Below are 22,733 nucleotides of genomic sequence, written 5' to 3' on the forward strand. Positions count from 1 at the left end.
CCCTAACCCCTGAACAAAAAACAATTTGCTTTTCCCTCCACAATTCACTATATTTGTTTCGTTTTCAGTAACTTCAATTATTAACCTAAATCAAACAATCCCATGAAAACGCTGCTTAAGCTGTTACTGTTGGCCATGATGGCCATCATTACGACGTCGGTCTTCGCCCAGGAATGGACGAAGGAACAAAAGGAAGTCTGGCAGGTGGTGGAGAACAGTTGGATGAAATGGAAAGCCGGTGATCCTGAAGGTATGGTTGCAGCACTGCATCCAAAGTTCCAGGGGTGGGATTCCGAATCTCCCTTGCCCATGAACAAGGATGCCGTAGTGCAATGGTTCAGGTCGATGAAAGAAAAATCAACACAAGACGGATACTGGATCAATCCTGCGCGGATCGCCGTCACGGAAAACGCAGCCGTTGTCCATTATTATTATCAGTATTCTGTGACTTACACGACGGGGGATCAGAAGAAGCAGCATAAGGGGCAGGGAAAGTATACAGAATTTTATGTGAAGGAAGGAGGCAAGTGGCTTTGCCTGGGAGATGTGTCGGTGGAGGATGAGGAGGATGATGAATAGCCATCAACGATTAGCGAAGTAGAAGTAGAGGTGGAAGGAGAGGGAGATTGGCGAGAGGAAGGATGAGATAAGAAATACGGTGTAGCCGTTAAAGTATGGTAGTGCCATAGGCACGACAGTAAGAGCGTATTATTGATCCTTGATCAGTGAATCCATTTCCGTAATGCGTTGCTGGATTCGTGCAGCATCTGTCGAACGTATATCAAGGAATTTCCTGTAGTAATCCCGGGCCGTCTTATAATCTCCCAGTCCCCGGCAGGTTTCGCCAAGCCGAAAAAGGGCATTCAGTGATTTTGGATACAGGCTTAGCTGATACGTAAAAACATCCATAGCTTCCTGCGTTTTGCCCCTCTGAATTAATTCATCCCCTTCAAATGTAAGCATGTGTTCAGGGGGATCAACCGCAAAGCCATAGGCTGCCGAGCGCTCGTGGTAGTAATCAAGAATATCCTGAAGCGAGTCCGCCTGGAATTCATCAGGCAGGTTATACCCCGGGAAAAGGTCTCTCAGGGCAGTCCTGAAGGGTAAAGGAGGGATGAAATAACCGGAGGGCTCCTGGATATCCAGAACAAATCGAAAACCTTCCGTTGTTTTCACCCCGGGCAGTTGTGTAAATCGTTCCATATATTCCAGTTCCTCAGGCCGATCATCCTTTTCACATGCCACATAGAGAAGATGCTTTAATGTGCCTGCGGTTCTGAAAAATTCCTCTGCCAGGGGATATAGTTTTTCTGCGTTCTCCGGGTTCATGAACGGATTCTGCGCTATTGTGGCATCGAAAAGGTGTGGTCTGTTTATCAGCGAATACAGACTGAAGACCGCTGATGCCTGGGGTGCGGCCAGGATCCTGAATTCTTTGGTCCTGTAATTACTATCTGTAAAGGGAATCAACTCCTCCTCAAGAAACCGCAGGAAATCACCGGCTTTGCCTCCCTCAGGAGCCCACCGGGTTGGATACGGAAGAAGATCACGATACCTGTTCGTATTGGCTACCCCAACGATGATGACAGGAGGGATCTCACCAGTTTCTCCCAGTTTCTCAGTAATACTGACAGCATCTGTAAAGTAGTTATAAAGATCCACATACAGAAGAATCAAAAACGGGTAGGCCAGCCCGGTATCTTCATACTCTTTGGGAAGATGGACCCATAACAGGCGATCTTCGTTGAGGATATTAGAATGGATGGTCCTGTAGGTTCCCAGGGTAATTGACTCGCCATTTATTTGGGCTGGTTCCAGATCGCTTCGGAGTTTGTTCCGGTCGATGTCCGTCACCCAGATGTCAAAGCTGCCCGACCGGGTACTGGTGAAGGCCATTTTCGTTCCGTCGGGCGACCAGGTGGCAAAACCCTCCTGAGCAGGATCGGAGGTCAACTGGCGGATGGGGAACCGGTCCTGTCCGGCTAAACCTGCAGAACAGAAGAGAATGACGATGATGAGGAGGATGATGTTTTTCATGATAGTATGTGATAATCGGTTAAACCCGCTTAAATATAATCAATATTTCGCTATATTTGTTTCGTTATCAATATCTTCTATTATTAATCAATAAAAACAGGACCATGAAGAAACTCGTTAAACCAACACTGGTGGCCGTTATGACCCTTATGGCAACTCACATTTTTGTCCAGGAATGGATAAAAAACACAGCTGGAAGTCTGGCAGGTGGTGGAAGACGGATGGAAGAAATGGAAGGCCGGGGACATTGAGGGTGAAATCGCCATTTTTCATCCCAGATACCACGGATTGACTTCAAAATTCAAAACTCAACACTCCTCTGTTCGTCATTCATCACTTCCATTCTGCATTCTATCATAATACCACTGGACAACCTCTTCCGCCGCTTCACGGTCCGACTCCAGGATCATCACCTTGACCCCGCCGGCCATGATGGGATCAAGCAGATAATTACCCAGTACATCATTTTTTAAAAACGACGGGATCCTTGCATCCGACAAAAGACTCTTCACCACCTCAGCCTCCCAGGAGGTGCCGGAAAAGATCTCAATAACCGGATCGCTGTTCATCTTACCCTCCCTCTCCTTACCTTGAACAACGGCGTAAGCCCCTTTTCGGCAACGAACTTCGTCTCGATATTCTTTTCAAATGCTACGTTCAGCGCAAGGGATGCATCCGCAATATCGAGCCGGGCAGCACCAACGTTGGCCGTGGCCTTGAGCTCCACCCTGCTGCTTGTGGCACCTGAGATCAGGATCGTGGCACTGTCGGCCCTCACCAGCTCAGTGATCACCACCCATTTCTTGCTCCACTTGCCTTCCTCGTACTTTTTCTTGATCTCCCGTCCCAGCTTGATCTGATCCTTGATGCTGGAAGACACCACTCCCTTTGCGCGGAATACGATCGCATGCTTCCGCGAGAAATCCACCGTGAAACCGGCATCCGCCTCGCTTAGCACGCTGCCTGCCACCGGGGCCTTGCCCGAAACCTTGGGACTGATGGTCACCGCACCTTCCGAACTGTAGTCCAGATCGGTCAGGTTGGTGTCTTCCTGGATCTCGAAGTCAATGCCTTCGTTGCGCAGATGCGACAACCGCTCGAATTCCCAGCCAGTGAACGTACCGATCGAACCGACCTCTACCTTTGATGTCGGCAGCCATGCGGCGTAATAGTGGAACTGGCTGTAAAGGTCACTGATGTACCGTTTGACCATTGGTTTCATGGTTACAGAGATTTAAAATGGATATAGACTTTTTGCAGAAAATCAGACTAAACAACAATCTGACTTTTCGAAAGGAAGTTGACGTATTCCTCCGGATCCGATCCGCTGCCCCTGAAAAAGCCGGCAGTGAAGCCCTCTGACGATGGGTGAGGTGGCTGCTTTGGGTTGGTCAAATATAAGGAGGAAAATCAAAAACAAGCGTATATTGTGACTTTTTTATATTTCGGGATCTTAAGATCGGAGAGCGTGTTGAAAAATCGTGAATGTTACCGGCTTTTCATTCCAGAATGAACTATATTTAGAGTCCTCAATCTGAAAATATATTTCCCATGAAACGCACAACAGCCTCTCTTTTAGTAATGCTTATTTTCACAGCCGGCTCCTACGGACAAACGTCTTTTCCCTTTACCGTACACTACAATAAAACGATCCTGCCTGTGGATGTTGGCCTGTCACGGCCGCTGCGGATCATCCTCGACAGTGGTATGGGATGGGACGGGCTGCTGATCTATAATCCGGATATCCGCGATTCGATCGATCTGGTCAATCCGGTCGGGGCCAACGTCGGAGGGGCAGGACAGGGCAGCGCTCCCTCGGCGATCTTTTCCGACTCGATGAGTTTCTCGATCGGGGGTGTTGAATTCAATGACCAGCGTTTCGTGGTGCTTCAGACCGATGCATTCAGGGGATTCCCCTCAGACGGGGTTACCGGCAATTCACTGCTTGGACATTTTGCTGTAGAGATCAATTACGACGACTCTACTATAACACTGCACGATCCGGATTCGTTCCGGCCGGAGGAGGGCTTCTGGACCGCCATCCCACTTGTTTTCAACGAGAACAACATCCCCTGTGTTAAGGTTGGGATATCCGTTATGGATGAGGAACCGGTCTTGTTAGACTGCTACATAGACTATGCATCTTCTGAAACCCTGGAGCTGCTGACAAGGCCGGAGCAAAAGTTCACCCTTCCTGAAGAAATACGGGAAGTTTACCTGGGCCGCGGACTCAGCGGAGATATCTATGGGAAGAAGGGAAACGTCAGCCGTGTGATCATCGGTCCTTATGAGAGCTATGACCTGGAAGCGGCCTTCGTCCCAGCCGAGGCTCGTTCCAAACAAACAGGCGCCGACGCGGTTTTGGCAGCCGGTCTGCTGAAACAGTTCAACCTGATCTTTGATTATGCCAAAATGACGCTGTACATTCGTCCCAATAAAAGTTACAAAAAGTAACTCCCAGACAACCCTTTCCAGGCTGCCGACCTGATACTGTGCTATCGTGTCACAGTCTGGACGATCTGAAGAAATTAAACGATGAAAATCCTTTGATTATGGTTTAGGGGTTAAGTTTAGGATGCCGGTTTGGTTCAGGGGTTAAGTAGGGTGTGGTTTACTAAGAAACACCTTACCTTTACCCCTAGACAAAACCGGCCTCTTGACCCTAACCCCTAAACCAGAATGAGCGGCCAATAAAGGTTTTATTACAATCCTCACAACACCAGTATCTTTTTTACAATTTTTCCTTCAGATGGAAGCAGACAAAGATGGTAAAGGCCAGCGGGGACTTCATTCAAATCCACCGGGATCGTATGTGTTCCCGGAGAGATGCGGTCACGGAAGAGGACAACCATCAGTTTTCCCCCGGAATTATAAAGATGGATCTCAAGTGCTTGCGAAGTTTCACAGGATATCTCTACCTGGGCTGTTCCATGTGCCGGATTTGGGAAGATCCTGACCAGTGTCAGCGATGATTTCAGGATTGGTACACCGATGCCGGCAGTGGGCTCAAAATGCTTGCTGTACACTCCGTTGCCGTGCGTTCCAACGGCCATGAATCCGTCGCTGGAGCGGGAGTCGATCATGTCGACGATCACGTTTCCAATGGAGGATGCTCCTTCCTTCACCCAGATCGTCGAATCCCCTTTCAGCTCATTGGTGGAGTACAGTCCGACCGACGTGCCGACGAAGACGGCATCCTGGCCGTCGCGCACCACTTTCTTCGAGCAGCGCACGGATGGCCCCGAGCCGGAACCGTCCGGATGTTCTTCCAGGTTGCCTCCCACAGCGGTCCAGGTGGCTCCCCCGTCGGTTGTATGAAACAGGCTTTGAACTCCATAGTTGGAAAACACTACCATCGCGTGGTCGGCATCTTCGGGATCAATATCGATGAAAGCCAAAAAGGCGTTGGGCGGAAAATCATCACCGGTGATATCCACAGGCACGGGATTGCCCGTGTGGGCATCATCCAAGCGGAACAATTTTCCCAGGCTGGTACCGTAGTACAATCGGTTGGGCGGGCTGGTGGAGACAGCAATATAGCTGATGTCGCTTGCCTGACCGATGTCTACGTTGCTCAGATGGGTCCAGCCGACGTTCCGCAGACTGGTGTCATAAGAGGCCGCTTTCATGTCGTCCTTTCGCCAGATGCTGGTGACCGTCGGCAGGTAGAATATTTCGTTGGTATTGGGATCCAGCGCGAAATTCTGGTAGAACGGGAAGAGGGAGTTCGAGCCCATCACCGGATCATAATAGGCCAGCAGCGTATCGGGGAGCTGGTAGAAGATATTTTTCGTATGCATGTCATCATCGAACTGTGATGTCCAGATATTTCCGCTATAGGCCGAGATCACGCAGTATTCCCAGTCATCCGCCACACAGGTGGCGAAGCCGTCGTAGCAGATATCGATATCGAACCAGAGTTCCGAAGGATCCTCCGTGACGGAATAGTACCAGTTATTGTCTTGCAGCCCTCCAAGGATCCAGTCGTCATTGGCCGCTCCGTGATCGATCGCAACGGAGTAGAACTGGGTGGTCGTCAGCTTGTAATTAAGCCTGGTCCAGCTGTTGTCCATACTGTCGGCCATGCAGTCCTGTGTGACATAGATGCCCCCATCGTTGGCCAGGAACATCACGCTGGGATCCGAGTGCAGGAAGGCAATGCCATGCTCGTCGGGGTGTAGGCCGTGCAGTGAATCCATATCGAAAGGATACCCGCCGATGTAGGTGGTTTGAAGGCTGTCGGCGAAACCATTCTCAGAGCGGTAGACATTCAGCCCCCCGATGAATACGACATTCTCATTGTCAGGCTTTACGCCCATGGTGAACGTATATCCGCCATAGACCACGAACGAATTCGGGAAGCTGTTGATGTCGCCGTTGCCTGCACCTTTCATGCCGGGGGTGCGGTCTTCCCAGATGGCCGTATCGGCTTCCGCATCCCAGGTCATCTTCCAGAACGTGTTGACCGTATTGGCGTAGCCGTTAAAGGGCGCCATGTCCGTAGACTGTGATTCGGTAAAGACGTACATCACGTTGTTGTTGGAAGGGGCCAGGGCCAGCCGTGAAACACGGTTATCCGCCGGGAACCCGGTGGGAGTGATGTTTGTCCAGGATATGCCGTTGGCGGATCGCCAGATGCCGGCTTTGTCGGGCGGTTCGACTCCCCAGCCGTAGCCGCTCAGCAGGGCGTAGAGGATCCCGTCAGAGGTGATGGCGATGTCGGTACAGAACGATTTGTTGGGAAGGTCGCCCAGGACCACCTGCCAGGTGGCGCCTCCGTTTTCCGACCGCATGATGGCCCCGTAGCAGGCTGCATAGACAATGTCTTTATCGGTGCTGACCGGGTCCGTGGCGATCCTCCAGACACCCTGGAAGATCTCGTTAAGGACTTCCGGGGAGCCACCCTGTGTTGAAGCCAGTGGCACCCAGGACGCACCGTTATCGGTTGATTTGAAGATACCGTTACCGATACCGACCGTCCGCACGTTGGTGCTGATGTTGCGGTTGGTGGTGCTAAGCAGTTCGCCGGTGCCGTAGTACCAGATATGGTGCTTTCCTGCCCTGCGGTCCTGTACGATGCACGTGGCGCTCTGCTCCGCGTCGGGGGAGGTTGTTTTTTTCCAGGACTGTCCCGCGTCGGTGGAATGCCACATGCCACCGGAGGCGCTGCCTGCCAGCAGGTGGCTCTCATCATCTACGTCGAGGGCAATGCACAGCATCCTGCCGCCGATGTTGTTGGGTCCCCGCCAGATCCAGTCCTGTTCCCGGCTCGTTGCGGCCACAGGCAGCCGGGAGGCAAAGGAAAGCTCACGTGACCGGATGTTGGGAGGGATACGGTCCGTTGCAGGATCTCTCAGCTTTTGGAACTGGTACTCTGCCATCAAAGGCATTAAGGCGCTTTTGGACATTTTCCTGGTGTGCACGATCGAAGGCGACTGCACGGAAGAGGTCAACGGCTCAGGGGACCGGAAGATCATCAGAAGACCTGCTGTAATGATGATGGATCCTGTTGCCAGGAATAAGGTCAATCGTTTTGTCATGGTGATAGGAATTTAAGCAAGGCGGTAAATATAGGAAATCTATAAAGGAAAAGCAAGAAAGATCGTTAAAAAATGACTGCCGGTTACCATTGCGACATACACACATATACGATAAGGATTGAAATATCGTATTTCCTTTCCTCCCTCTCCCTCTCCTTCTCCTTTCACCTCACCTTCTATCTGGGTAACCGGCAATGGTCATTCCTTCCCGCCCCCTCCCATCTCCCGGCGTTCGCCGGGAAAAGCTTCCCCGACTCGGGAAAGAAGGTATCCGGCATCCTTACCTTAACCACTTAACAGAATTAATGCTGCTTCAAGATATTCAACGAGGAAGCAGAATAATCGACGGATTTTTTACCTTTGGCTGGTAATCAGATCAGCACATTATGCACCGGAAATCATCCAACAGACCTGACACTCCTGAAAATATTTTTGAAATTTGCACTTTGCTCTTTGCTTTTTGATCTTCCATGCGCTACATCATCGGTGACATACACGGATGCCTGAGGACCTTAAGGGCCATGGTGGAAGAGGAGATTGCCCCCGGCCGCGGGGATGATCTTTACCTGCTGGGCAACCTGGTTGCAATGAATCTGGATTCCAAACAAATATACAGGAGGAAAATGAAGAATAACGCGTTTTTTCTGATGCTGACGGTTGCGCTGTTTCTGCTTTTACCCTTTGGGTGCAGGGAAAAAGCTTGGTACCCGTTCCTGGACCCTTCTCTTTCTGCAGAAGAACGGGCCGGGGACATTGTTTCCAGGCTGACCCTGGAGGAGAAGGCCGCTCAGATGCAAAACAATGCTCCCGCCATTGAACGGCTGGGGATTCCCGCCTATAACTGGTGGAACGAATGCCTTCACGGCGTGGGCCGCGATGATATCGCCACCGTGTTCCCGCAGGCCATCGGTATGGCCGCCACCTGGAATCCCGACCTGATCCTGAAGGAGGCTGAGGTCATTTCCACCGAGGCAAGGGCCAAGCACCACGAGCACGTCAGGAACAACGAACGGAGCATTTACCAGGGACTGACCTTCTGGTCGCCGAACATCAACATTTTCCGCGATCCGCGGTGGGGAAGGGGACAGGAAACCTACGGAGAAGACCCGTTCCTGACCTCGCGCATCGCCGTCGCCTTTGTCAAAGGGCTGCAGGGAGATGATCCCCGCTATTTCAAGACCATCTCCACTCCAAAGCACTTCGCGGTGCACAGCGGACCGGAGTCGTCACGGCACCGTTTCAACGCCGTCGTTGACGACCGCGACCTGTATGAGACCTACCTTCCGGCGTTCGAAGCATGTATCCGGGAAGCAGGAGCCTGGTCGGTGATGTGCGCCTATAACCGGACCCAGGACGAAGCGTGCTGCGCCAGCCCCCGCCTGCTGAACGACATCCTCAGGGATGCCTGGGGATTCAAGGGATATATCGTTTCGGACTGCGGTGCGATATGGGATATCTACACGGGCCACCGGATCGTGGATTCGGCCTACCAGGCGTCGGCCATGGCGGTGAAGGCCGGCTGCGACCTGACCTGTGGCAACGAATACCTGTCGCTTAAGAAGGCTGTGGAAGAAGGACTTATTGCCGAAGAGACCATCGACCAGGCCGTCAGGCGGCTCATGCTGGCAAGGATCCGGCTGGGCATGTTCGATCCAGGAGAGATGGTACCTTACGCACAGATTCCCATCACAGAAAACGACCAACCAGAACATGGTGACCTGGCCGCCGAAGTCGCACGCCAGAGCATGGTACTGCTGAAGAACCAGGATGGCATCCTGCCCCTGAAAGAATCCATCAACAAGATCGTGGTGGTTGGCCCCTATGCTGATCAGAGTGAGATCCTGCTGGGTAATTATAACGGAACACCTTCCCGTCCGGTCACTTTCCTGGAGGGCATCCGAAAAAGAGCAGGCGACGGGGTAAGAGTTTCTTATTGCAAAGGATTCCTCTCCCTGCCCGAGCTGGTCACTCCCACCGACATACCTTGCCGCTTCCTGCATCCTGCCTCCCAATCGGATGAGCTTGGCCTGAAGGCCGAATATTTCAGCAATCCGGATTTAGAGGGAGAACCGGTCGTCACCACCGTTGACACCATGATCAGCCCCCGCTGGCGTCTGAAGGCTCCCATCGGCAATATACCCGCTGACCATTTCTCGGTGCGTTGGACGGGATACATCGTACCTCCTTTCGATGGAACATACGAGATTGGTTTTTCATCCGACTACCGCGGGCGGATGTACCTGAACGACGAACTGGTCATCGACGACTGGCAGGTCGACGATTGGTGGGAGTTTAACAAGGTCACCCTTGTTCTTACGAAAGACCAACCGGTCACCATCCGGCTGGAATATGCCGATGATACTGACTATGCAGGGATCTGGCTGAAGTGGAGGATGGTCAGGGAATCGGGATTTGAGCAGACTTTATATGATGAGATGATGGCTGAACTGAAAAATGCGGATGTCTGCATTTTTGTGGGAGGGATATCGCCCAGCCTTGAAGGAGAGGAGATGCAGGTGGAGGTGGATGGGTTTTCCGGTGGCGACCGCACTCACCTTAACCTGCCCGCTATCGATGAAGAAATGCTCAAAGCGGTACATGGATCGGGTGTGCCAACGGTTCTGGCGCTTACAGGCGGAAGCGCCCTTTCGGTTAACTGGGCACACGGGAACATCCCGGCCATCATCCAGACGTGGTATCCCGGCCAGGCAGGTGGCTCGGCATTGGCAGACGTGCTGTTCGGAGATTATAATCCATCGGGTAAGCTTCCGGTCACGTTTTATAAGTCCGTTGAAGACCTGCCTGATTTTGAAGATTATTCAATGAACAAGCGGACATACAAGAATTTCAAAGGGGATGTACTGTATCCATTTGGCCACGGACTGAGCTATGCTACCTTTGATTACCTGAAGGCCTCCGTACAGGATTCCGTCTTTTCACAGGGCGGTGTTTGTCAGTTGACGGTCGATATAACCAATACATCGGGCAGTGCAGGGGAAGAGGTGATCCAGGTCTATGCCCGGAAAGAGAATGCTGAATCCTTCAGACCCTTGATGACGCTGGTGGGATTTAAAAAAGTCATGCTGAAGCCGGGTGAAATGAACCATATCCAGGTTCCTGTTCAGATAGGGCAACTGAGGTATTACGATGAGCAGCATGGAACCTATCAAGTTGAGCCTGGGAAATACACCCTGATGGTGGGCTCCAGCTCGCAGGATATCCGGTTGCAGGTCGAGATAGCTGTTCAGTGAGCTACAAGCTACAAGTTATTAGCTGCAAGGTGTTTTGATTTTTGCTCTCTGCTTTTTGAAATTTGATCTTATGGAAAAATACATAGCGTCGAAAGACAGGTACTCCCGGATGGAGTATCGCCGCTGTGGCCGCAGCGGCATCTTGCTGCCGGTCATTTCCCTGGGGATGTGGCATAACTTCGGGGGAGTGGATGATTATGAAATTTCACGCCGGATCGTATTGGAAGCCTTTGACCGGGGCATCACCCATTTTGACCTGGCCAACAACTACGGTCCTCCTCCCGGTTCGGCGGAAGAGACGTTTGGCAGGATTCTCAGGCAGGATCTTCATCCCTGGCGCGATGAGCTGATCATCTCCACCAAGGCGGGGTATTCTATGTGGCCGGGGCCCTATGGGGAATGGGGTTCACGAAAGTACCTCATCGCCAGTCTCAACCAGAGCCTTCAACGGATGGGACTTGATTATGTGGATATCTTTTACCATCATCGTCCGGATACGAATACTCCCCTGGATGAGACTCTTGGCGCACTGGACCATATCGTACGAAGCGGGAAAGCCCTTTACGCAGGTATTTCGAACTATCCGAACGAGGGTACCATCCGTGCTGAGGAGTTACTGCGGAAACTGGGCACTCCCTGCCTGATCCATCAGCCGGTCTATAACATGTTCAAGCGAGGCATTGAAAAGGAGCTGTTGGACACCCTCCACAAGTTGGGCATAGGCTGCATCGCCTTTTCCCCACTGGCGCAGGGATTGCTCACCGACCGGTACCTTAACGGCATTCCGAAGGGTTCGCGTGCATCCAAACCGCACGGGTTTCTGCGGCCGCACCAGATCACCCCGGAGGTCATTGAAAAGGTGAAAAAATTGAATACCATCGCTGGATTGCGAGGCCAAAGCCTGGCACAGATGGCACTCGCCTGGATTTTGCGGCACGATGCCATGACGTCGGTACTGGTAGGCGCCAGCACTGTTGAACAACTGAAAGAAAACCTGAATGCGTTAAATAATCTGGAGTTTACAGAAGAGGAGCTCTCAGATATTATAACGATCGTCGGTTAAGCTATACTTTGTTGTACACTATTTAGATGTTTTGGACTAAAGTCCGATGATGCAGGATTATCAATTGGAGGTTGTGTCAAAAGTCATTTTACACCGCAAAGTCGCAAAGCCGCTAAGAAAAAGAATATTGAATATGAGGACTTTGCGTCTTTGCTTCTTTGCGGTTTTCATTATAATAATCCCTTTTGACACACCCTTAAAGTCAGGCAGTAGGCAACACAGGGCTTTAGCCCACAATTAATATATATGAGAAAGATTACTATATTATTGTTTTTTAGTATTATTTGTATCGAAAGCTGGTCACAGGAGAGTCAGATTTACGTTCCCGAAACCGATCCGCTGGTCCTCAGCAAACTCGGACAATGGCAGGACCTGAAGTTCGGGCTTTTAATGCACTGGGGACCTTACAGCCAGTGGGGCATCGTGGAATCCTGGTCCATCTGCCCGGAGGATTACGGCTGGTGTGAACGGAAAAAAGGAAATCATCCTGAAAGTTATGCCGAGTATAAAAGGGAATACGAGAATCTGAAAACGACCTTCAACCCGGTTCTCTTTGATCCTGACCGGTGGGCGAATGCGGCAGCGGATGCGGGGATGCGTTATCTGATCTTCACCACCAAGCATCACGACGGGTTTTGCATGTTCGACACAAAGCTCACCGATTATAAAGTCACGGATGCGGACTGCCCGTTTCATGCCCATCCCAGGCCGGATATCACCCGTGAGATATTCGATGCCTTCCGGAAACAGGGGATGTGGGTCGGGCCCTATTTCTCAAAACCCGACTGGCACTGCTTATATTACTGGGATCCTTATTTCCCTCCGCTGGACAGGAATGTGAATTATGATCCTCAGGAATATCCGGAGAAATGGGAGAAGTTCATCCGTTTCACCCATGATCAGGTACTGGAGTTGATGACCGGCTATGGTCCCATTGATATCCTGTGGCTGGACGGGGGCTGGGTGGCAAAGCAACCTGCTGAAGAGATCGCGCGTTATTATGCGGACCATGCCTCGACAGGGGGATCCGGATTTTTAAAAAGTTCGGTTGTCAACCAGGATATCCGGATGGACGAGCTGGTGGGGAAGGCCAGAGAGAAGCAACCCGGACTGATCGTTGTCGACCGCGCTGTTTGTGGCAAGAACCAGAACTACCTGACTCCCGAGAACCAGGTACCGGAAGAGGCGCTGTCCTTTCCCTGGGAATCCTGCATCATTTCAGGCGGCGGATGGTCGTGGGTGCCCGATGCGCACTATATGAGCGGTCATAAGGCTGTACAACTGCTGGTCGACATTGTGGCAAAAGGAGGGAACCTCTTGCTCAATATTGCTCCCGGCCCGGATGGGGCCTGGGATGAGGGAGCGTACCGGCTGCTGGAAGAAATTGGCGGGTGGATGAAGGTCAACGGTGAGGCCATTTATGACACACGGGCCATTGAACCGTATAAAGAGGGTAAAGTCTGCCTTACCTCGAAAAAAGACGGAACACTCTACCTCATTTACCTTGCTGACGAAGATGAAAAAGAAATGCCATCGACGGTCAGTTTATCTGAATTATGCCCTGATAAAGATGCCAGGATTACGTTAATGGGATCAAATCAGAAACTGAATTGGAAAAGGCAAAGCGATGGATTTTCTATCAGTATACCAAAAAGTATTCAAATAAATCCACCCTGTCGTTATGCCTGGGTGATAAAGGTTGATAAAGTGAAAAATACAAATTTCATTAACCACTGAGGAATACCTTTACAGTGTAGGGGCATTTTTATAAAAACACATGAGATCTTTAATCACCATATTTCTAGTGTTGTTGACAGAGTTGCTTTTATGCCAGAATTACTTGAGCGGATATGCTAAAAGCACAAAAGGAGAAGAGCTGCTATACCATTCGCCGCAACCGGATGCTGACCGATCGCTGCTGGTCAGGTCAGAGAACAGCAGCAACTATATCGAATGGGAAACGGAGCCCATCTCCTGTTCACCCGGTCAGCAACAACTGACTTTCATTATGTTGGCAGGCATTGATGTCAATCTTGGGGATGTTCACTCCTGGAACATACATCTGAACGACAGGTTGTTCTTTACCATTGAGTCTCCTCCGGATACAGTTCAAAAAAATTTCACATGGCCGGGCCCCGAACGTACAACGTTACGATTTACGGCCACCCAGGTCGATAAGTACAGCGATTTTATGGGGTACCTCTTCCTGGATGTTCCGGCCCATCTGTTTCCGGAAGGAAGGCCACTCAGGATCAGGGTGCAGGGTGAATCAGCCGGAAGCAGGACGTGGTTCATGGTCTTTAAGTACGAAGCCAGGAACAAAGTAAGCCTTGTTGCCGAAAATGCGATAACAACTGACCACGAACAGGTGTTACGGGTCGACCTCGTCTATTACGGCGATACTCAGCAGGGCGTGATCGAATTGAACGGTAAAAGACATGAGCAAATGATCTCATTCGGGTATAACGTTTTCTGTCAGGATGTACCCGTTGTAACATCGGCGACCTCATTTCATATCAAAGTGATTGTTGGTACAGAAGTGCTTGCTGACCAGGACTTTCAGGTTGATCCGGTCGTCCCTGTAACCATCTATCTGTTGCATCATTCCCATAACGATATCGGGTACACGCATGTTCAGGATGAAGTGGAACGGATGCAATGGAAAAATCTGGAGGATGCGATTGCCCTGGGCAGAATGTCTGCTGATTTTCCTGAGGGAGAGCGGTTCAGATGGAATACGGAAGTCATGTGGGCAGTGGATTCATGGATTGCTCAGGCTTCACCGCAGAAGCAGGAACTTTTTTGGCAGGCTGTTCAAAACGGCTGGATGGATCTGAACGCACTCTATGCAAACACCCTTACGGGTCTATGCTCTTCACGGGAATTGATCCAGTTACTGGAATCAGCCCAGCGGATAGCCCAGCAATGCGGTGTCAAACTCAGATCGGCCATGGTCAGCGATATACCCGGACTGACCTGGGGGCTGGTGCCTGTACTTGTGCAAAGCGGCGTGAACTATCTTTCGCTGGGCAATAACAGCGGGCACAGGGTTGGGAACCTGAACGAGGTATGGGGTGACAGGCCCTTCTGGTGGGTGTCACAATCGGGAGAAGACAGCGTGCTTTGCTGGATTCATGGGAAAGGTTATTCGTATTTTCATACGGGACTGGGTTATGAAAAGCTGAAAAGGGTGCTGACTGAGGAGAAAATTCATTCGTACATCCATCAGCTTGCAGCGGAGCACTATCCTTACGACATGGCCATCCTCAGGTACAATATTGGTTCAGACAATGGCCCTGTGGATCCCTCCCTGATCCAGACTGTCAAGTCATGGAACCAAAGATACAGTACACCAAAGCTTGTCATATCAACCGTTTCTGAGGCATTTAAAATCTTTGAAAGGAAGTACGGTCAGGAATTGCCTTCTTTTAAAGGTGATCTGACCGGTTACTGGGAAGATGGTGCCTATTCATCTGCCAAAGAAACCGCCCTGAACCGGCAAAATGCCAGCCGGCTGGAACAGGCCGAGGTACTCTGGATGTTAAAAGATCCTCAGTCGTATCCCGAAAAATTGTTCAGGGAAGCCTGGAAAAAGGTGTTGCTCTATGATGAACACACTTGGGGCTCCTGGAATTCCATCAGTGAGCCTCTTTCCCCGTTTACACTTCGTCAGTGGGAGATCAAACGTTCCTTTGCCCTCAGGGGGGATACGTTATCAAGGGCGCTGCTGGTTGATGCTCTTCCGGAAGGAGTAACCAGCAAGCAAAGGGCCGGGGCAATGAGTGTATATAATACCACTTCCTGGCAAAGAACTGACCTGGTGACACTTCCACCGGGAATCCTTCCTTCCGGAGCTCACGTGAAAGATAAGAATGGCAACATGGCCCCTGTTCAGGTCCTGAAGTCAGGAGAAGCGGTTTTCCTGGCAGTGAATGTCCCTCCCCTTGGATCTAAGATATATTACTGGGAATTAGATCCGTCCAGGGCTGTTCTACAGGATGAATCCGGTAAGGACCGCCTTGAAAATCAGTTTTTTATTGTTGATGTCGATCCGGTAACGGGTGCAATTAACCGTATCTATGACAAATCCCTTAAAAAAGAATTGGTTGACCGATCCGTCCTTCCCGGACTAAATACCTATTACTATGTGGCCGGAAGGGATCCTTCCCATCCGCAATCTGTGGAACTCATCAAGTTTAAAGTAAAGGAATCCGGCCCTGTCATCAGTTCTCTTCAGGTAGTCGCCCAACCTCCCGGATGTGATTATTTTTCCGGTGAAATCAGGTTGATCCATGGCCTGTACCGCATCGAGATCATCAACCGGATCAATAAGACCGGTATCCTTGCACCCGAAAGTATTCACCTTGCATTTCCCTTCAATGTTCCTGAGGGGATCATCCGTTATGACCTGGGGTATGCAGTATGCAGGGCGGAGGAGGATCAGCTTCCGGGAGCCTGCCGGAACTACATCACTGCGGAGAACTGGGTGGATGTATCCAATCAGGGATATGGCATCACCTGGGTAAGCCCGGACGCCCCGATCATTGAGATCGGACAGATCTCCACGGATGCCACTGTCTTTGGATGGACAAAAAAATTACAGCCCACACAGACCTTTTATTCCTACCTGATGAACAATTACTGGGAAACCAATTACAAGGCTTCCCAGGATGGGGAATTTGTCTTCCGGTACATCCTGCTGCCCCATGAAGAATTTGACGCTGTACAGTCAGAACGAAGGGCCATTGAGCAGCGCCAGTCATTGATCGCAGCCCTGTGCGGGCCTGATGCCAGGGCAACCTGTCTTTTCCCCTTATGGGATCATCCGGCGGTCAACCTGATTAACATCCGGCTTTCAGCTGACGGAAAGGGAACCTGCCTGACCCTTTTCAACAGCAGTATGCAGCCGGCTACCGTTGATCCCGGACTGTTGGGGACACAGGTTTTCCAGAGCGACTTGGATGGAAACACGTTTGAAACTATCCGTGAGGCTATCCGGATACCGGGAATGGGATGGCTGCAGGTGGTAGTGTTTTAGATCACTAAAACAGCAAGCAGGATCATCATGGATGATCATTTCTTAGTCGCCCCTGGCCAGTTGAGGGTCAATCCCAGGAATAAATTGATCTGGTTTGACCGTATGCTCATGGTGCTGGTACGCGTACCTTGCAATGCAGCCTGCTCTATCGTATTGTATTCAACAGGATCTGAAAGGTTCATCAACTGCATTTGATTCCGGATATGTCCTACCGAATAGGTGATCCCCGTGTTGACCACATTTTTCAGGATGGTCAGACTGGTTCCGAAGGAAAAATGATACATATCCACAACTTCAGTGATCATTTGGTTAAGGTCGCCATAATCTCCGTAATCGAACTTCTTCAGGTCATTGAAGTCGGTCCTGAATCCTGCCAGGATCAGGGCGTTCTCCGTTGCCTTCCATTTCGCTCCCAGGGCAAGATTAACGACTGTTTTTGCTCCACCGGCACATTCCAGCCATTGCTGGCTGGTCAATTCACCATCCGTCAAACCTGTTGATACGATGGATTGATCCTTCACTTCTGTCAATGCATACGGTTTCACCCGGTGAAAATACTCCAGGCTGACATAATACGATTTACGTCCATCCGGTGCATGATAGGCAAGTCCGGCCCCCAGGGACCAGGGATCTTTATAGTTAACACTGATCTGCTTTTTTTTCTGAGCATCCTCGATCAGGTAATCCGGTAAAAACCCGGAGCCGTCTGGATTCATTATATTTTGTTGTTTTTCACTCTTGTACAGTTGTTTTCCATCTTCGTAAACACCCAGGGAAGGAAATTCAATCTTCATTCCGAAGTCCATCCGCTCCGTCCTGTACTGCATTCCCACTGAAAACATCAGCCGGTAATCATTGAATTTGACACGGTATTTATAATCCATGGTAGCCAGATAGGAAGAAGTTTCAGAGGCGGGATGGACCAGCTCGGATTCCGTTCCGAAAGCAGCAAGATTATACAGGTTCCAATAGTCCAATACCTTGAAAATACCGAAGAGGCTGCAGCCTACCGAAAGGTGCTCGTTAAATTCGTAGGAACTTCCCAACCCGACCCAGTAGTTTGTAAATTCGCTATAGAGAGAAAAATCAGCAACATATTCTTCATAACCTGGATTGGATAAGAGTATATCGGTCTGTCGGCGGTCATTCAGGGAAAGTTGCCGATGAAAGGTTTCTTTTGAAAACGTGACAAACTGGAACGTCAAATTTTCATCAAGGTTGGATTTTATCAGGTAGGATACGAAGCGTGGCCTGAATGCAAGTGTGAATTGTTTCAGGTCATAATTGTCACCAAGCGCCTTATTCCAGGAGCCCCAGTCAATGTAGACAAGGCTGGCATTCAGGGAGAATGAGGATTGCCCCGTAGCTTTGATTGACGCGTGATTATAAAAGATGGCAGCGGTTCCTGAGCCTCCGCCGATGACTGCACCTCCCAGCAGGGAGGATTCTTCGCTGAAGCTGTAGGTGTAATGCCGGTGGGATTGTGCCAGCAGACCGAAGGTGATCAGGAACGGCAGTAACAGCATCAGCATGATCTTCAGCAGCAGGGGGCTTCTCGACGTGGTGGGGAAAATAGGTTCCGTTGAAGGCATTGCCGGATTATTTTCTGGTTTCGATCAGGATTTCGAGCAGTCGGGTCCCGCAGTCAGAAATCACCGTACCGGGCCCAAAGATGGCCACAACGCCTTTTTGATAGAGAAAGTCGTAATCCTGAGGAGGGATGACACCCCCTACGATGACCATGATATCTTCGCGGTTTAACTGCCTGAGCTCATCAATCAGTTTGGGCACCAGTGTTTTATGTCCGGCGGCCAGACTGGAGACACCCAGGATGTGCACATCATTTTCCACGGCCTGTAGCGCGGCTTCATCCGGTGTTTGAAACAGGGGTCCGATATCCACATCAAAACCAATATCGGCAAAGCCGGTGGCAACGACTTTTGCACCTCTGTCGTGGCCATCCTGACCAAGTTTTGCGACCATGATCCTGGGTCGGCGTCCTTCGAGGGCTTCAAACTGATCGGCCAGCTTGCAGGCGGTCTGGAAGCTTTCGTCGCCTCTGGACTCGGAGGAGTAAACACCCGAGATGGAACGGATCACGGCCTTATAACGCCCGAACACTTTTTCGCATGCCAGTGAGATCTCCCCCAGGGAGGCGCGTTTTTTTGCCGCGTCCACCGATAGTTCAAGGAGATTCCCTTCTCCCGACGCGCAGGCCTGTGTGATTGCCTCCAGGGCCTGGTTCACCTCCTGTTCATCCCGTCCTGACCGAAGCTGCCTCAGCCGTTCGACCTGAGCTTCCCTGACGGCGGTGTTGTCCACTTCCAGGATATCGATGGGTTCTTCTTTATCAAGACGGTATTTGTTAACGCCCACGATCGTGTCCTGATTGGAATCGATCCGCGCTTGCTTGCGGGCTGCCGCTTCCTCGATGCGCATTTTTGGCAAGCCTGTTTCAATGGCCTTCGCCATACCGCCGAGCTCCTCAATTTCCGTGATGAGGTCCCAAGCCCTTTGCGCGATCTGATGGGTCAGGTATTCAACATAATAGGATCCCGCCCAGGGATCAATGCTCCGCGTAATGTTGGTCTCTTCCTGGAGGTAGAGCTGCGTGTTGCGGGCGATCCGCGCCGAGAAATCGGTGGGCAAGGCAATGGCCTCATCCAGCGCATTGGTGTGCAGCGACTGGGTATGTCCCATTACGGCAGCAAGTGCCTCCACGCAGGTGCGCGTCACATTGTTGAATGGATCTTGTTCGGTGAGGCTCCAGCCGGAGGTCTGGCAGTGGGTCCGCAGGGCCATGGACTTTGGATTTTTCGGATGGAATTCATTGACGATCCTAGCCCAGAGCATGCGGGCTGCCCTCATTTTGGCGATCTCCATGAAATAATTCATTCCGATGCCCCAGAAAAAAGAAATGCGGGGTGCAAAGGAATCGATGTCCAAACCGGCATTGACCCCTGTGCGAAGGTATTCCCATCCATCGGCCAGTGTATAGGCAAGTTCCAGGTCGCAGGTCGCACCCGCTTCCTGCATGTGGTAGCCACTGACGCTGATGGAATTGAAGCGGGGCATGTGCTGCGAAGTATACTTGAAAATATCCGCAATGATGCGCATGGAGGGCTGGGGCGGATAAATATAGGTGTTCCTGACCATGAATTCCTTCAGAATGTCGTTTTGGATAGTCCCTGACATCTGATCAGGTGACACGCCCTGTTCGAGTGCAGCGACTATATAAAAAGCAAGGACAGGCAGCACGGCACCGTTCATGGTCATCGAGACCGACATCTTGTCGAGGGGAATGCTGTCAAAGAGGATCTTCATATCCAGGATGGAGTCGACCGCCACACCCGCTTTGCCAACATCGCCGATCACCCGGGGATGATCCGAATCGTAGCCCCGGTGCGTCGCCAGGTCAAAGGCAATGGACAAACCTTTCTGCCCGGAAGCCAGGTTGCGGCGGTAAAAGGCATTGGATTCCTCCGCAGTGGAGAAACCTGCGTACTGCCGGATGGTCCAGGGCTGGGTGACGTACATGGTGGAGTAAGGCCCCCTTAGAAATGGCGGAATGCCCGCCGCAAAGTGCAGGTGCTCCAGATCAACCAGATCTTTACCGGTAAAAATGGGCCTGACCGGGATCCGTTCGGCCGTCATCCATTCCGGCATCAGGTCCATCCGGATTCCTTTTTCATCAGAATGTCCTGCCGCCGAAATGGCCCATAAATCAATCTTTTTGAAATTCGGTTTCATACAAGATATTCATTGTCAAATTGTTAAATTGTCAAATTGCAAGGGAGGCCGTGGTTAAATTGAATCATGATGTACCCAAACAATCTTAACCGATCCTTAACACTTTCTGAAACTCCCTTAATGTTTCCAGAATGTTCGACCGTACATGAATGAAATGCCTGATTCCCTGTTCTTTCAATTTCTCCACAAGTTCCTTAGGATATCCTGCCAGTACCGGGATGGCGTGCCGCTGAAGGGCCAGGACAACCTCCCCGCCAATCTGGGCATATTCTTCATCCGAACTGCAAAATACAACGATTTCCGCCTTGCTCTTTATTGCATCGGCAACACCGTCCTCCAGGGTAGCAAAACCAAGGTTGTCCAGAGCCTCAAAGCCTGCACAGGCAAAGAAATTGATGGCAAATTGCGCCCGCGCCCTCCGCATGGTCAGGTTGCCATAGGTCAGCATAAAAACGACCGGACGTTTCGCATTCCTGGCAAACTGGTCGGTTGCATACCGAATTTGTTCAAAGGCCATGCTCCCCCGGTAGGACCTCAATGGCTCGGCAATGGCATCATTTCTTTTTTGAAATACAGGTTCCAACTCCTGGTCATCAATCTCGTTACGGATGCTTTCCTGAAAATGAGGGTACTGGTTTGTCCCGATCAGGATTTCTTTACGTTGAGCTAGTGCCAGATCCCTTGACAGTGAATGTGAATGGACCTGTTCCTGGATAAATCCCTCTTTAAAAGCCTGTAAAAAGCCACCCTTTTCTTCAACGCGAAGGAACAGATCCCAGGCTTGTTCTGAGAGCATCCGGGTTAGCTTTTCGATGTAGTAGGAGCCTGCAGACGGGTCGATAACCCTGTCAAGATAGGATTCTTCCTTTAAGAGCAGCTGCTGGTTCCGCGCGATTCGTTCGGAAGTGTCATTCGGGCTCCCGGAAGCACTGTCGTAGGCCATCACGGCGTGTGAACTGGTTCCGGCCAGAATGGCCGACATCGACTCGGTGGCTGACCTGAGCAAATTGACATACGGATCGTACAGGGTCAAATTCCATCGGGAGGTGACCGTATGTATGTTCATTTTGCAGACCTGGTCCTGAGATGGACCGTATGCTTTGACGATCGCTGACCATAAGAAGCGGGCAGCCCTCAGCCTGGCCATTTCCATGAAATAATCAGGCCCAATGGCAAACTGGAACCGGATACGCGGAGCAACCCTGTTGATGGACAGCTTCCGTTCCGTTAACTGCGTAAGGTACTCCACTCCTGCTGAAAGGCTGAAGCCAATCTCCTGGACAATGGATGCCCCTGCATTTTTAAAAAGATCTCCGTGGAACGTGATCACCTGAAAATTGGGTAAATATGCGGCATTTTCGATCAGCTGCTTGCCTGTGTCAAAGGCAGCATCCGGGGAGGGCGAACAGCTTCCTGTCCGGATCAGCTCACCCAATGGATCGTAGTCAACAGAGCCCCTGATCTTATCCAAACTGCGGTTATACCTTCTGACCAGCTCAAGAATGATGGTCACGATATCGGAAGAAGCTTTTCCACAAACGAAATTGATCTCCAGACTTTCAGCAAAAATATTTTTGAATAGCCTGTCGAGTTCCTGGCAGGTATAGGAATGGTCCTCATCCAGAACAAATCCGATCGAATCGACTCCTTTCATAAGAATGTCCAGCGCCCTGGCATTGGCTGCCGGGATGTCCTCCACCGGGATGTCCTGCCGGATCAGCCAGCTGTTATCTTCTTTTGCATTGCCCCTGACGAAAGGGAATTCGCCCGGCAGGATCTCCAGGTGTTTTAGCTCCAGCAGGTCTTCTTCCCGGTAGTAGGGACGGGCAGAAAATCCCTGCCCTGTGTTCCACAGGAGTTTTTGGTCGTAATCAGCTCCCTTCAGGTCTTCCCGGATCTTTTCCTCCCACACGCTGGTGGGGACAGGCGGAAAATCGGTGAACAATTTTTTTTGTTCCCCGGAACTATTTGTATCTTTCATGGGTCATACGGATTCATTCTTTTGTGAACGCTAAAATAGTCTTTTTTACGAAATTCGCGTTGTCCGCTTGCTA

Annotated in this window: 15 protein-coding genes; 8 read left to right on the forward strand and 7 right to left on the reverse strand. The window is 50.9% G+C overall.

Going from position 1 to position 22,733, the window contains the following annotated elements; all coding sequences use genetic code 11:
* Positions 1 to 102: 102 nt before the first annotated feature.
* Entirely contained in the window at positions 103 to 579 is a 477-nt protein-coding gene (locus PKI34_03125) for a nuclear transport factor 2 family protein (GenBank protein HNS16794.1), read from the forward strand.
* 129 nt (positions 580 to 708) lie between these two features.
* On the opposite strand, the gene PKI34_03130 is transcribed toward PKI34_03125, so the two are convergent.
* Entirely contained in the window at positions 709 to 2,037 is a 1,329-nt protein-coding gene (locus tag PKI34_03130; GenBank protein ID HNS16795.1) for an alpha/beta hydrolase-fold protein, read from the reverse strand.
* Between the two features lie 104 nt (positions 2,038 to 2,141).
* On the opposite strand from PKI34_03130, the gene PKI34_03135 reads away from it, so the two are divergent.
* On the forward strand, positions 2,142 to 2,288 hold the full coding sequence (locus tag PKI34_03135; GenBank protein HNS16796.1) for a hypothetical protein: 147 nt from the start codon (positions 2,142 to 2,144) through the stop codon (positions 2,286 to 2,288).
* A gap of 75 nt (positions 2,289 to 2,363) precedes the next feature.
* On the opposite strand, the gene PKI34_03140 is transcribed toward PKI34_03135, so the two are convergent.
* Complete coding sequence (locus tag PKI34_03140) at positions 2,364 to 2,606, reverse strand: DUF2007 domain-containing protein (GenBank protein ID HNS16797.1); 243 nt, start codon at positions 2,604 to 2,606, stop codon at positions 2,364 to 2,366.
* Positions 2,603 to 3,259, reverse strand: coding sequence for a hypothetical protein (locus PKI34_03145; protein HNS16798.1), 657 nt, complete (start codon positions 3,257 to 3,259; stop codon positions 2,603 to 2,605). The genes PKI34_03140 and PKI34_03145 overlap by 4 nt, the downstream gene beginning before the upstream one ends.
* A gap of 329 nt (positions 3,260 to 3,588) precedes the next feature.
* Between PKI34_03145 and PKI34_03150 the strand changes: the two genes are divergently transcribed.
* Entirely contained in the window at positions 3,589 to 4,491 is a 903-nt protein-coding gene (locus PKI34_03150; protein HNS16799.1) for a hypothetical protein, read from the forward strand.
* 257 nt (positions 4,492 to 4,748) lie between these two features.
* Here the strand turns inward: PKI34_03150 and PKI34_03155 are convergent, their stop codons facing one another.
* Entirely contained in the window at positions 4,749 to 7,577 is a 2,829-nt protein-coding gene (locus tag PKI34_03155; GenBank protein HNS16800.1) for a T9SS type A sorting domain-containing protein, read from the reverse strand.
* Between the two features lie 72 nt (positions 7,578 to 7,649).
* On the opposite strand from PKI34_03155, the gene PKI34_03160 reads away from it, so the two are divergent.
* From PKI34_03160 to PKI34_03180, 5 genes are all read left to right on the forward strand, one after another.
* On the forward strand, positions 7,650 to 7,874 hold the full coding sequence (locus PKI34_03160; protein HNS16801.1) for a hypothetical protein: 225 nt from the start codon (positions 7,650 to 7,652) through the stop codon (positions 7,872 to 7,874).
* 173 nt (positions 7,875 to 8,047) lie between these two features.
* On the forward strand, positions 8,048 to 10,828 hold the full coding sequence (locus PKI34_03165) for a glycoside hydrolase family 3 C-terminal domain-containing protein (protein HNS16802.1): 2,781 nt from the start codon (positions 8,048 to 8,050) through the stop codon (positions 10,826 to 10,828).
* A gap of 70 nt (positions 10,829 to 10,898) precedes the next feature.
* Positions 10,899 to 11,891, forward strand: coding sequence for an L-glyceraldehyde 3-phosphate reductase (mgrA, locus tag PKI34_03170; GenBank protein HNS16803.1), 993 nt, complete (start codon positions 10,899 to 10,901; stop codon positions 11,889 to 11,891).
* A gap of 246 nt (positions 11,892 to 12,137) precedes the next feature.
* Positions 12,138 to 13,628 (forward strand): alpha-L-fucosidase, encoded by a 1,491-nt coding sequence (locus PKI34_03175; GenBank protein HNS16804.1) that lies wholly within the window; start codon positions 12,138 to 12,140, stop codon positions 13,626 to 13,628.
* Positions 13,629 to 13,668: 40 nt separating this feature from the next.
* Positions 13,669 to 16,929, forward strand: coding sequence for a glycoside hydrolase family 38 C-terminal domain-containing protein (locus PKI34_03180; GenBank protein HNS16805.1), 3,261 nt, complete (start codon positions 13,669 to 13,671; stop codon positions 16,927 to 16,929).
* Positions 16,930 to 16,964: 35 nt separating this feature from the next.
* Here PKI34_03180 and PKI34_03185 read toward each other — a convergent pair whose 3' ends face one another.
* The 3 genes from PKI34_03185 to PKI34_03195 form a co-directional block, all read right to left on the reverse strand.
* Complete coding sequence (locus PKI34_03185) at positions 16,965 to 18,521, reverse strand: hypothetical protein (GenBank protein ID HNS16806.1); 1,557 nt, start codon at positions 18,519 to 18,521, stop codon at positions 16,965 to 16,967.
* 7 nt (positions 18,522 to 18,528) lie between these two features.
* Positions 18,529 to 20,679 (reverse strand): methylmalonyl-CoA mutase, encoded by a 2,151-nt coding sequence (gene scpA, locus PKI34_03190; GenBank protein ID HNS16807.1) that lies wholly within the window; start codon positions 20,677 to 20,679, stop codon positions 18,529 to 18,531.
* Between the two features lie 85 nt (positions 20,680 to 20,764).
* Positions 20,765 to 22,660 carry a methylmalonyl-CoA mutase family protein gene (locus tag PKI34_03195; GenBank protein HNS16808.1) on the reverse strand — a complete coding sequence of 632 codons (1,896 nt, stop codon included), beginning with the start codon at positions 22,658 to 22,660 and terminating at the stop codon, positions 20,765 to 20,767.
* Between the last annotated feature and the right edge of the window lie 73 nt (positions 22,661 to 22,733).

The organism is Bacteroidales bacterium, from assembly GCA_035342335.1.
GTDB lineage: Bacteria > Bacteroidota > Bacteroidia > Bacteroidales > JAGONC01 > JAGONC01.